At 46.2% G+C, this 11,005-nt stretch carries 9 protein-coding genes; 3 read left to right on the plus strand and 6 right to left on the minus strand.

Annotated elements, in window-relative coordinates; all coding sequences use genetic code 11:
* The 6 genes from GX419_06620 to GX419_06645 all read right to left on the minus strand — a co-directional run.
* A partial coding sequence (locus GX419_06620; protein ID NLI24358.1) for a glutamate-5-semialdehyde dehydrogenase occupies positions 1–821 on the minus strand: 821 nt, incomplete at its 3' end.
* Between the two features lie 31 nt (positions 822–852).
* Positions 853–1,665, minus strand: a complete 813-nt coding sequence (gene proB, locus GX419_06625; protein ID NLI24359.1) for a glutamate 5-kinase — start codon at positions 1,663–1,665, stop codon at positions 853–855.
* Between the two features lie 10 nt (positions 1,666–1,675).
* On the minus strand, positions 1,676–2,344 hold the full coding sequence (locus GX419_06630) for a hypothetical protein (protein NLI24360.1): 669 nt from the start codon (positions 2,342–2,344) through the stop codon (positions 1,676–1,678).
* Between the two features lie 10 nt (positions 2,345–2,354).
* The gene (argH, locus tag GX419_06635) at positions 2,355–3,698 is read right to left on the minus strand and encodes an argininosuccinate lyase (GenBank protein NLI24361.1); all 1,344 of its coding nucleotides are present in this window, start codon (positions 3,696–3,698) and stop codon (positions 2,355–2,357) included.
* Between the two features lie 42 nt (positions 3,699–3,740).
* Positions 3,741–4,982 (minus strand): argininosuccinate synthase, encoded by a 1,242-nt coding sequence (locus tag GX419_06640; GenBank protein NLI24362.1) that lies wholly within the window; start codon positions 4,980–4,982, stop codon positions 3,741–3,743.
* 96 nt (positions 4,983–5,078) lie between these two features.
* Positions 5,079–5,552, minus strand: a complete 474-nt coding sequence (locus GX419_06645) for a hypothetical protein (protein NLI24363.1) — start codon at positions 5,550–5,552, stop codon at positions 5,079–5,081.
* Between the two features lie 108 nt (positions 5,553–5,660).
* Here GX419_06645 and carB point away from each other — a divergent pair, with 108 nt between their 5' ends.
* The 3 genes from carB to GX419_06660 all read left to right on the plus strand — a co-directional run.
* Positions 5,661–8,882, plus strand: a complete 3,222-nt coding sequence (gene carB / locus GX419_06650) for a carbamoyl-phosphate synthase (glutamine-hydrolyzing) large subunit (protein NLI24364.1) — start codon at positions 5,661–5,663, stop codon at positions 8,880–8,882.
* Between the two features lie 9 nt (positions 8,883–8,891).
* Complete coding sequence (locus GX419_06655) at positions 8,892–9,596, plus strand: hypothetical protein (protein ID NLI24365.1); 705 nt, start codon at positions 8,892–8,894, stop codon at positions 9,594–9,596.
* Between the two features lie 153 nt (positions 9,597–9,749).
* Positions 9,750–11,005, plus strand: a 1,256-nt coding sequence (locus tag GX419_06660) for a hypothetical protein (GenBank protein ID NLI24366.1), incomplete at its 3' end; no start/stop codon positions are given.

An 11,005-nucleotide genomic window follows, 5' to 3' on the forward strand; every position in this document is an offset into this window, starting at 1 on the left:
TCCGGCAGAAAGATTTCAGCCATGTCTTTGTGCACCAGCAAAGTTTCGGCAGCATTGCAAACTCCCGGACGATGGGTCTTTGCATTGACGATAATATCAATTCCCATTTTGAGGTCACTGGGGTTGTCAATGTAAACATGGCAATTCCCGGTACCGGTCTCAATAACGGGTACCGTGCTGTTTTCCACAACCGACTTTATCAATCCGGCTCCGCCTCGTGGAATCAGAACATCAAGATACTGATTCATTCGCATAAGGGCCTGAGCGCTTTCCCTGGAAGTATCAGTTATCAGCTGTATACTGTCTTTGGGCAAACCGGTTTTTTCCAGGGCAACCTGCAAACATTCCACAATGGCTTTATTGGAAAAAATGGCCTCTCTTCCCCCGCGAAGAATAGCAGCATTTCCTGTTTTCAGACACAAACCGGCAACATCGGCTGTTACATTGGGCCGTGCTTCATAGATCACACCAACCACTCCGAGAGGAACCCTCTGCTGGCCAATCAACAAACCGTTTGGCCTCTGCTTCATCCAGAGCACTTCACCCACCGGATCCTCCAGCACGGCAATTTGCCTTAACCCTTCGGCCATGGAGGCAATGCGGCCCTCATTAAGCATCAGCCGGTCGAGAAGCGCTCCTTTCACCCCTGCATTGCGCGCAGCTTCAACATCTTTATGATTTTCTTCCAGAATCCTTTCCTGGTACCGGATTAAATGATCTGCTGCCTGATTCAAAGCCTCGTTTTTCCTGTCAACAGTAACTCCTGCCAGAATCCGTGAGGCAACTTTCGCCTTTTTCCCATATTCTTCCAGACTGTTCATTTTTCCATCTAAATTTTTTAGTTCGTCATTTTCAGCAGACTGTCATTCTGCTTCCAAAAGCAAATAACGTTCCCAGTTCCTCTCCTTCCAGCAGTCTGACGAGTACCGACGGGTCTTCTCCGCTGGCTATAACGGCATCGATTCCGGCCTCCCAGCAGATACGTGCTGCCACGATCTTGGTAACCATTCCCCCAGTACCGAATGAAGATGCCGATCCTGAAGCAATACTCTCGAGCCAGGGGGAAAACTCCGTAACCAGTGAAATCATCTTTGCTTCCGGGTCAATATGGGGATCACCTGAATACAAGCCGTCAATATCGCTGAGTATAACAAGCAGGTCAGCATCAATCAGCTCGGCTACATAAGCTGAAAGGGTGTCGTTATCTCCAAACTCAATCTGTTCCGTTGAAACGGTATCATTCTCGTTGATAATAGGGATGACATTCATCTCCAGAAGCGAATCCAGTGTATTTCGGGCGTTTCTTCGGCGAACCGGAACGGTAATAGCATCGCGGGTAAGCAACACCTGCGCCACAACCTGATTATGCCGGTCAAAAAAACGCTGATATATTTTAATAAGTCCGGCCTGACCAATGGCTGCCAATGCCTGCTTTTCCACTTTGTCAACAGGCTTTCCGGTAATTCCCATTCTTCCGGCCCCAACAGCGGTTGCACCGGAAGATACAAGAACCATCTGTCTGCCCTCGGCCTGCAGTTTCGAAAGGACAATAGCAACCTGCTCCAGACGGGAATAATTGATCTTACCATTGGCGTATGAAAGGCTTGAACTCCCGACCTTTACAACAACCCGCTTCCTGTTTTTCAATAAATCTCTGTAATCCATCTCCTCCGTCTTAATAAATATAATCCTGCGGCACTCCTGCGGGAAAATGCTGCAAAGGCTGCTGCATGAAACCCGCATCACGTTTTATACGCTTCGCCGTTTCAAAAATCTCATTTTCCCCGGCCTGAATCACTTCGCCGGTATAGGTATAGATCAGATACGTTCCTTCCGATATGTGCCGCAGAATGATCATATGGGCATGCACGATTCTTGCAACCTGAAGCGCCAGAGGATAATTGTCGCCCAGTTCAATATCCTCGGTCGATACGGAATCATTTTCATTGACAATGGGTATAATTCCTTTATCCATGAGCCGGCGAAATGTATTCTCAGCATTCAGGCTCCATATTCGGTTCTCAAGAACATCCTGTGTAAGTAACACCTGTGCCACCGTTTGGTTGAAACCATCAAAACATTTCTGATACTGTGTGATAAGTTCAGCCTGTCCAACAGCTGCAGCGGCCTGCTTCCCGGTCAGGGCGGCAGGGATTGTTTTCATTCCCAGCCGCTGTGATCCAAGAAAAATAGCTCCGGATGATACCAGCACCACCTTGTGGCCGCAGTTCATCAGGTTAGTACACAGCATGGAAACCCTTTCCATCCGCGAAAGATCAAGCTGACCTTCCTTCAGTAGAGTAGCAATCTCCACCCTGAAAACAATACGCAACGAATCTGGCATTTTCTTAAAGTTACATAGATGCTTCCTGCAACAGGTATTGGTAAGCCTTGTCAATTACTTCAAAGTGAAATGATTCCAGGATGTTGTCCATTTTCTTCCTGATCTCATCATTGCAAAGATTTCCGATACTGCCTTCATGGGTATGGTGAATGTTTTCGGGATGTTTATAGGTTCCATCTGCTATTGACTTACCTACCTGTTTATAAGCATCCCTGAAAGGCATCCCTTCCAGCACCAGCCGGTTTACCTCCTCAACGCTGAACAGATAATCATACCGGGGATCATCAAGGATGTGCTCATTCACTTTTATATGCTCCAGCATCATTTGGGTCATCTTCAGGCATTCCTTTATCTCTGCAAAGCCAGGCATGAAAACCTCCTTGGTAACTTGCATATCCCTGTGATACCCCGAAGGAAGATTGGCAAGTATCAGGCTCAGGTTGTTGGCTACACCCTGAAGTTTATTGCACCTTGCCCTTACCAGTTCAAAAACATCCGGATTTTTCTTGTGGGGCATTATACTGGATCCGGTTGTCAGTTGATCAGGGAAGGAAATAAAACCATAGTTCTGACTGCTGTATAAACAGGCATCCATGGCAAGCCGCCCAAGGGTAGAGGCAATGGACCCCACGGCAAAGCTTACAATCTTTTCTACTTTACCCCTTGCCATCTGCGCATTCACTACATTATAGCTCAGGGTATCAAACCCCAGAAGGGCCGTCGTCATCTTTCTGTCCAGAGGAAAAGAAGACCCATATCCTGCCGCTGAACCCAGAGGATTCTGGTTGGCAATGCGGTAAGCCGCCAGCAATAACTGCATGTCATCGGTCAGGCTTTCGGCATACGCCCCAAACCACAAACCGAAAGAGGAAGGCATGGCTATCTGAAAATGCGTATAACCTGGAAGAAGAACATCCTTGTATTTTTCACTGAGGTTCAGAAGCAGATCAAACAGCGATCTGGTCTGTTGTGTCAGCTCCCTGATTTCATCGCGGATATACAGCTTGATATCAACAAGAACCTGGTCATTCCGAGACCGGCCAGTGTGAACTTTTTTCCCGATATCACCAAGGCGGTCGGTTAGTATCATTTCAATCTGCGAATGAACATCCTCCACTCCCTCCTCGATGCGGAACTCCCCTTCCTTTATTTTGTTGTAAATCCTGATCAGCTCATATTCCAGCTTTTTCAGTTCGGTCTCGGTCAGCAATCCGATGTGCTTCAGCATACGGATGTGGGCAATTGTTCCAAGAACATCGTAGGGAGCAAGAACCACGTCAAGTTCATTGTCCTTACCAATGGTAAACGTTTCGATGAGTTTTTCAAGGGCTGTGCCCTTATCCCAGAGTTTCATAGTAAAATAATTTTAAGGGGGTTAATAAACAATCATGTACAATCAGATTCTGCCATTAGCCTTCCTGACCTGCAGGATAGCATGATGTGCCATAAGACGGATGGCATTGATCTTAATAAAACCGGCACTGTCCATCTGGTTGAAACCTCCTTCAATATCCATACTCGACAATTCTTTATTGTAGAGGGAACTGGGAGACTCCCGCCCGTCAACAATGACATTGCCTTTATAAAGAGTTAAAAATACTTTTCCGTCAATTACTTCCTGGCTTTTATTGATGGCAGCCATCAGAAAATCCATCTCGGGGCTGAACCAGAATCCGTTATATACAATTTCGGCGAAAACCGGAGACAGCATATTGCGCAGACGCATCACTTCACGGTCCATGGCAATACCTTCGATGTCCATATGGGCTACATGCAAAATGGTTGCCCCGGGTGTTTCATAAACACCCCTCGATTTGATGCCAACAAAACGGTTTTCAACCATATCAAGCAAACCGATTCCGTTTTCGGAACCAAGTTTGTTAAGGTACATAAAAAGTTCCAGCGGCTTTTCCTTTACAGTGCCATCATCCGTATTAACCACCTTCACCGGGGTACCGTCTTTGAAATGGATTTCTATATGAGTTTCTTTATCGGGTGCATTCTGGGGCAGCAGAATTTTGGTAAATATATCCTTCCCCGGTTTATATGCCGGATCTTCCAGAACTCCTGCCTCATGACTGATATGCATCAGGTTGTCATCTTCACTGTATGGTTTGCTGATGGTGGCTTTCACGGGAATGCCTTTCGCCTGCGCATAGGCAATCATATCGCTTCTTCCCTTGAATTCATTAAGGAATTCAGCCGTCTTCCAGGGGGAAAGAACTTTGATTTTAGGATTCAGGGCATAATAGGTCAGCTCAAACCGGACCTGGTCATTACCTTTCCCGGTAGCTCCATGCGCCACATAAGCCGCCTTTTCCGCATCGGCAATTTCAATCTGCTTTTTGGCAATCAGAGGCCGGGCCAGTGACGTACCCATGAGATACCGGCCTTCATATACTGCATTGGCACGTATAGCCGGAAAAATATAGTCTGTAACAAATTCTTCCTTCAGGTCTTCGATATACACCTTCGATGCTCCTATTTTCAGAGCTTTTTCTCGGGCGGCGTCAAAATCATCATCCTGCCCTACATCGGCTATGTAGGCAATCACATCATATCCTTTGTCAATCAACCATTTCAATATGACTGAAGTATCCAGCCCACCACTGTACGCAAGTATTACTTTTTCCTTCATTGTATGAAATTTTAAAATCAGGTTAATAAAGTAAAATAAGGGGTGGCCGTCGTGTGCAAACCCCCTGAAAATGCAACACAAACGACCACACCCTCCCTAAGGTTTCCTTTCAATTTCCGGGATGATCAGTGCCAGAGCCTTCTGAATATCACTCTTCTTCACACCTTCCCTGCCTATTACCAGTATGGTATCATCTCCCGCCACAGTAGCAAGAATTTCATACGGCTGGTGATGGTCGATCAGATAGGCAAGCCCGCTGGCAAAGCCCGGTATGGTTTTAATTACACCAAGATTATGGGAAAACTCGAGGGAAATAAAACCCGTCTTCCCCGCAGTTTCCTCAGGTACAACATCGTTCCAACCCGTTTCCTCCGGCAGAACATATACCATGCCCTTTTTCGAATCGGCTTTCCGCCCAACTTTCAAAAACTTCAGATCCCTCGAAAGAGTCGCCTGCGTATACCTGAATCCTTTCTTTTCAAGCTTCTGCAAAAGCTCTTCCTGGGTACCGATTGTTCCGGTACTGATCAGTTTCCGAATTTCCATCAATCTGCGCGTACGGGTCTTCAGCATGGCATATTTATACATTTGTGCTGCAAATATATGCATTTTTTTCTTTTCTTTCCAAATTTTCCATAAAATAATTCGTAGATTTGCCACCAAATTATCAGGTAAGGTATGCAGAAAGTTCCAGTCAGTAAAGTACTTGTTCTGGGTTCCGGTGCCCTCAAAATCGGTGAAGCAGGTGAATTCGATTACTCCGGCTCACAGGCTTTAAAGGCCATGCGCGAGGAAAATATTTATACCATTCTCATTAATCCCAACATAGCAACCGTTCAAACGACTGAAGGTATCGCCGACAAAATCTATTTCCTGCCGGTTACTCCCTATTTTGTTGAAAAAGTAATCGAAAAAGAAAGGCCCGACGGAATTCTTCTGGCGTTCGGAGGGCAAACCGCCCTTAACTGCGGGGTGGCACTTTACCAAAACAAAATTCTCGAAAAGTACAATGTGAAGGTACTGGGAACTCCTGTTCAGGCTATCATAGATACCGAAGACCGTGAAAAATTCGTTGAACGCCTGAACGAAATTGAAGTTAAAACTCCCCGCAGTGTTGCTGTTACCAACATCGACGATGCCCTTGCTGCTGCAAAAATGCTGGGGTTCCCGGTGATCGTTCGTGCTGCCTATGCACTCGGAGGCCAGGGCAGCGGCTTTTGCTCCGATGAGGAAGAACTCCTCCGCACAGTTACCAGGGCCTTCTCCTATTCCCCTCAGGTTCTTGTGGAAGAATCATTGAAAGGATGGAAGGAAATTGAGTACGAAGTGGTCAGGGATCAGTTCGATAACTGCATCACTGTATGCAACATGGAAAATTTCGATCCCCTTGGAATTCATACCGGCGAAAGCATTGTGGTGGCTCCTTCCCAGACCCTTACCAACAGCGAATACCATAAACTGCGTCAGCTTTCCATTAAAATAATACGCCATATCGGAATTATCGGCGAATGCAATGTACAGTATGCCCTCGATCCGGAAAGCGAAGATTACAGAGTGATTGAAGTAAATGCCCGTTTGTCGCGTTCCAGTGCCCTTGCTTCCAAGGCAACAGGTTATCCGCTGGCCTTTGTGGCAGCAAAACTTGCACTTGGTTATGGTTTGCATGAACTGAAAAACTCAATTACTAAAACTACTACGGCCTTTTTTGAACCGGCCCTCGACTACATTGTGTGTAAAATACCCCGATGGGACCTGAACAAATTCATCGGCGTTTCCAAAACCATCAACAGCAGCATGAAAAGCGTAGGCGAGGTGATGGCCATCGGAAAAACCTTCGAAGAAGCTATTCAGAAAGGCCTCCGCATGATCGGGCAGGGCATGCACGGCTTCGTTGGCAACCGCGATCTTGAATTTGATAACATTGACAGAGAATTGTCAGAACCAACCGACATGCGGATTTTTGTCATTGCCAGTGCCTTTGAAAAAGGATATTCCATCGACCGCATTCATGATCTGACAAAAATTGACAAATGGTTCCTCATTAAACTGCAACGCATTTACCATCTTAAACAGGAACTCGAAAAATACTCTTCCCTCGAAGAACTGCCGCATGATCTGTTGCTGGACGCAAAAAAAGCAGGGTTCAGCGATTTTCAGATTGCCCGTTCCGTGCTTCATTCAGCTAAAAGCGACATGCAGCAAAATCTTCTTAAAGTGAGGGAATTCCGGAAAAAAGCAGGAATCGTTCCGTATGTAAAACAAATCGATACCCTTGCCGCTGAATATCCGGCCCGGACTAATTATCTCTACCTCACCTACAGCGGCGAAGAACATGATATTCCTTTCGAAAAGGACGGCAAGTCCATCATTGTTCTGGGCTCTGGAGCATACCGTATCGGCAGTTCCGTCGAATTCGACTGGTGCAGTGTCAGCGCGCTTCAAACGGTCAACCAGCAAGGATTCCGGTCGGTGATGATCAACTACAATCCGGAAACCGTCAGTACCGATTATGATCTCTGCGACCGACTCTACTTCGATGAACTGTCGTTCGAGCGGGTAATGGATATTATTGAACTGGAATCCCCGAAAGGTGTAATCCTCTCCATGGGAGGGCAGATTCCCAATAACCTTGCCATGCGTCTGTATGAGCAGAATGTACCGGTTCTCGGTTCTTCTCCCGTCTCTATTGACCAGGCTGAAAACCGGCATAAATTTTCCAGCCTCCTCGATACCTTGAAAATTGATCAGCCCCGCTGGAAGGAACTTACCAGCATGACCGATATCTATCAGTTTGTTGACGACATCGGATTTCCTGTCCTGATCCGTCCTTCCTACGTTCTCTCCGGAGCCGCAATGAACGTGGTTTCCAATAAGGAAGAACTCGAATATTTCCTCAAACTTGCTGCCAACGTATCCAAACAATATCCGGTAGTCGTTTCCGAATTTATCCAGCAGGCAAAGGAAATTGAAATTGATGCTGTGGCCCGGCACGGAGAGCTGATCACCTACGCCATCTCAGAACATGTTGAATTCGCCGGTGTCCATTCAGGAGATGCCACGATGGTTTTCCCGGCACAAAAAGTCTACTTCGAAACCATTCGGCGCATCAAACGCATTACGCGCGAAATCGCCAAAGCCCTTGATATTACCGGACCGTTCAATATTCAGTTCCTGGCAAAGGACAATGACATCAAAGTAATCGAATGCAACCTCCGTGCTTCCCGCAGTTTTCCCTTTGTATCCAAAGTGCTGAAGGTGAACTTCATAGACATTGCCACAAAAATTCTGCTGGGACTTCCCGTTGAAAAACCCCATAAATCAGCATTCGATATAGACTATATCGGTGTCAAGGCTCCCCAGTTTTCTTTCTCCCGTCTTCAGAAAGCCGATCCCGTGCTCGGCGTTGACATGGCTTCTACCGGCGAAGTGGGATGCCTCGGAGATACATTCTATGAAGCCATTCTCACCGCCATGCTTTCTGTGGGATACACCATTCCTAAGAAAAATATCCTTCTGTCGACCGGAGAAATGCGTTCTAAGGTTGAACTGCTCAACAGCTGCCGGATGCTTTACGAAAAAGGCTATAACCTCTTTGCCACGAAAGGTACACAACAGTTTCTGGAACTGAATGGCATTCCGGCAACAGCCCTGCACTGGCCCGATGAAGACAAAAAGCCCAACGTTCTTGATTATCTCCGCAGCCGGACCATCGACCTGGTAATCAACATTCCCAAAGACCTCTCCAAGACCGAACTCAGCAATGATTACATGATCCGCAGAAGTGCCGTCGATTTCAACATCCCTCTCATCACCAACGCCCGCCTGGCCAGTGCCTTTATTATCGCCTTCTGTAAACTGAAAATGGAAGACATCGCTATCAGAAGCTGGGATGAATATTAATGCACCACCATGAAGCATCGCAGTATTCTTCCTTTTGTTTCGACCCTTTTTCTTGTCCTTTTCCTTGCCTGTTCCCCGGCATTACGCTATCAGAAAGCACCGGAAGTACTTTCATGGGAAAAGGAAATCCGTGCACTTGAACATCTTGATTCCATTGAAACCGATCCTGAAAATGCCATTCTTTTCACAGGCAGTTCCAGCATCCGCCTCTGGAATACTATTCAGGAAGACATGGCCCCATGGAAGGTAATAAGAAGAGGATACGGAGGAGCAAAATTGAGCGATTTTGCGGTCTATGCTCCCCGGATTATCTCTTCGCATAACCCTTCGGCAATCGTAATCTTTATCGCCAACGATATTACAGGCTCCCCTTCTGACAAATCCCCCCGCGAAATTGAGGCTTTGGTGCGCTCAATTCACCGGACCATCAGGGCAAGATTCCCCTCTTTACCTGTATTCTGGATTGAAATAACTCCAACTCCTTCCCGATGGAATGCCTGGCCACGGATTCAGAAAGCCAATCAGCAAATACAATCGTTTTGTCAGCATCATAAAAACACCTGGTTCATTGAAACATCAAAGGCATTTCTTACTTCGGAAAATCAGCCAAGACCCGAATTGTTTACTGACGACCAGCTCCACCTCAACCATGAAGGCTACCTGCTCTGGTCATCCATTATCAAGACCAGCCTCCGGAAAGTGCTCACCCCCTGAAGTTTTTCCCTGACCTCTCTGCAGTTGATGATATATGCATTCCGGCTCCATTTTCCGAAAGGAGAAATTTGTTCACTTTCATCAGATTTTTTACCTTTTCCTGTTTAGTGAATATTTTTTTATAAATTTAACCACTTATTCAATCCTATTTGTATGATTCACCTACGCCTGCTTCTCGGATTGATTCCCAATACCGAAAAACTGGAGTCCAGGGAAAACGCTCTTTGGGCTGAGTTCAGGGAGTTTACTTCGTACGCCGGTTCAGAAGAACTCAAACGGTACCAGGAACTTGATAAATTGATCAATTCACCGGAATTTCCCCGTCAGGTAAATGCCGTCAAGGCCCAAAAGTATTCCGATACGGAAGAATTTCGTAAAGAACAGGAATTCAAAAAAATACAAAAAGATCCCCGCTGGAAAACCTATATCAAAGTTAAAAATTCAGCTACCCTGGCCGCTGCCCAGGCTTTTGAAAAATCACCTGAATACCAACGCCTCGAGGAACTTGACAAAATAGTCACCTCCCAGGAATTCCGGCAGAAAAGAAGCAGTATGTCAGCACGTGAATTCAGGGTTACCCCTGAATCTGACCTGTGGAATGAATACCTCCAGCTGAAAAAATCGCCCGAAGCCAGAAAATATTTCTCCTTCAAAGCCTCCCCGAAGTTCAGTATTTACTCCCAGGTGGATTCCTCTGACCTTCCCGGCCGGTACATGGAACTGGAACAATATCTTGCATCCGAAGATTTCAGAAAGGTGAAGGAATTTATGCTTCTGCCGCCGAAGAAAAAATACCTCCTTTCTGAGGAATATAAACTGCTTCAGGAATATCTTACCCTGAAGAAATCAGAAAAAATCAGATGGTTCTTTAAGGTTCAGAAGCAGGATAAATTCCGAGAACTGAAAAAACTGACCCTGAAATTTGAAGATGATTTTGCAGGAAAAACCCTTGACACCTCCAAATGGATTACCCGTTACTTCTGGGGGGAAACTATTCTGAAAGATGCCTATTCCCTTGCTTCCGACAAACATTTTCTTACCGACGGAAAAAACCTTGAACTGGATGGAAGCATGCTGAAAATTATAACCCGGAAGGAAGAAGTGACCGGCAAAGCATGGGATCCGGCTCTTGGCTTTTATCCCAAAGATTTCAGCTACACATCAGGCATTATAAATACCGGAAAAAGTTTCCGCCAGCAATACGGTATCATTCAGGCCAAAGTTCGGCTCAACAACCCCGGTAAGGTGACACACGCTTTCTGGCTTACCGGCGATCGCATCATCCCCCAGGTGGATGTATTCAAAACCGACAACAGCAAAATACTGTTGAGTACTTTCTGGGGAAACATTACAGAAAAAGACGGTATCAGGCACAACACCATCCGTCTGTCAGCTTCCCGCCTGATGAA

The sequence above is a fragment of the Bacteroidales bacterium genome (assembly GCA_012517825.1).
In the GTDB taxonomy this organism is placed as follows: domain Bacteria; phylum Bacteroidota; class Bacteroidia; order Bacteroidales; family JAAYUG01; genus JAAYUG01.

What these genes read in the sequence shown, in the direction of transcription:
- proB (NLI24359.1), bottom strand. Translation starts at nt 1,665, where the DNA reads ATGGATTACAGAGATTTATTGAAAAACAGGAAGCGGGTTGTTGTAAAG.
- GX419_06630 (NLI24360.1), bottom strand. Translation starts at nt 2,344, where the DNA reads ATGCCAGATTCGTTGCGTATTGTTTTCAGGGTGGAGATTGCTACTCTA.
- argH (NLI24361.1), bottom strand. Translation starts at nt 3,698, where the DNA reads ATGAAACTCTGGGATAAGGGCACAGCCCTTGAAAAACTCATCGAAACG.
- GX419_06640 (NLI24362.1), bottom strand. Translation starts at nt 4,982, where the DNA reads ATGAAGGAAAAAGTAATACTTGCGTACAGTGGTGGGCTGGATACTTCA.
- carB (NLI24364.1), top strand. Translation starts at nt 5,661, where the DNA reads ATGCAGAAAGTTCCAGTCAGTAAAGTACTTGTTCTGGGTTCCGGTGCC.
- GX419_06655 (NLI24365.1), top strand. Translation starts at nt 8,892, where the DNA reads ATGAAGCATCGCAGTATTCTTCCTTTTGTTTCGACCCTTTTTCTTGTC.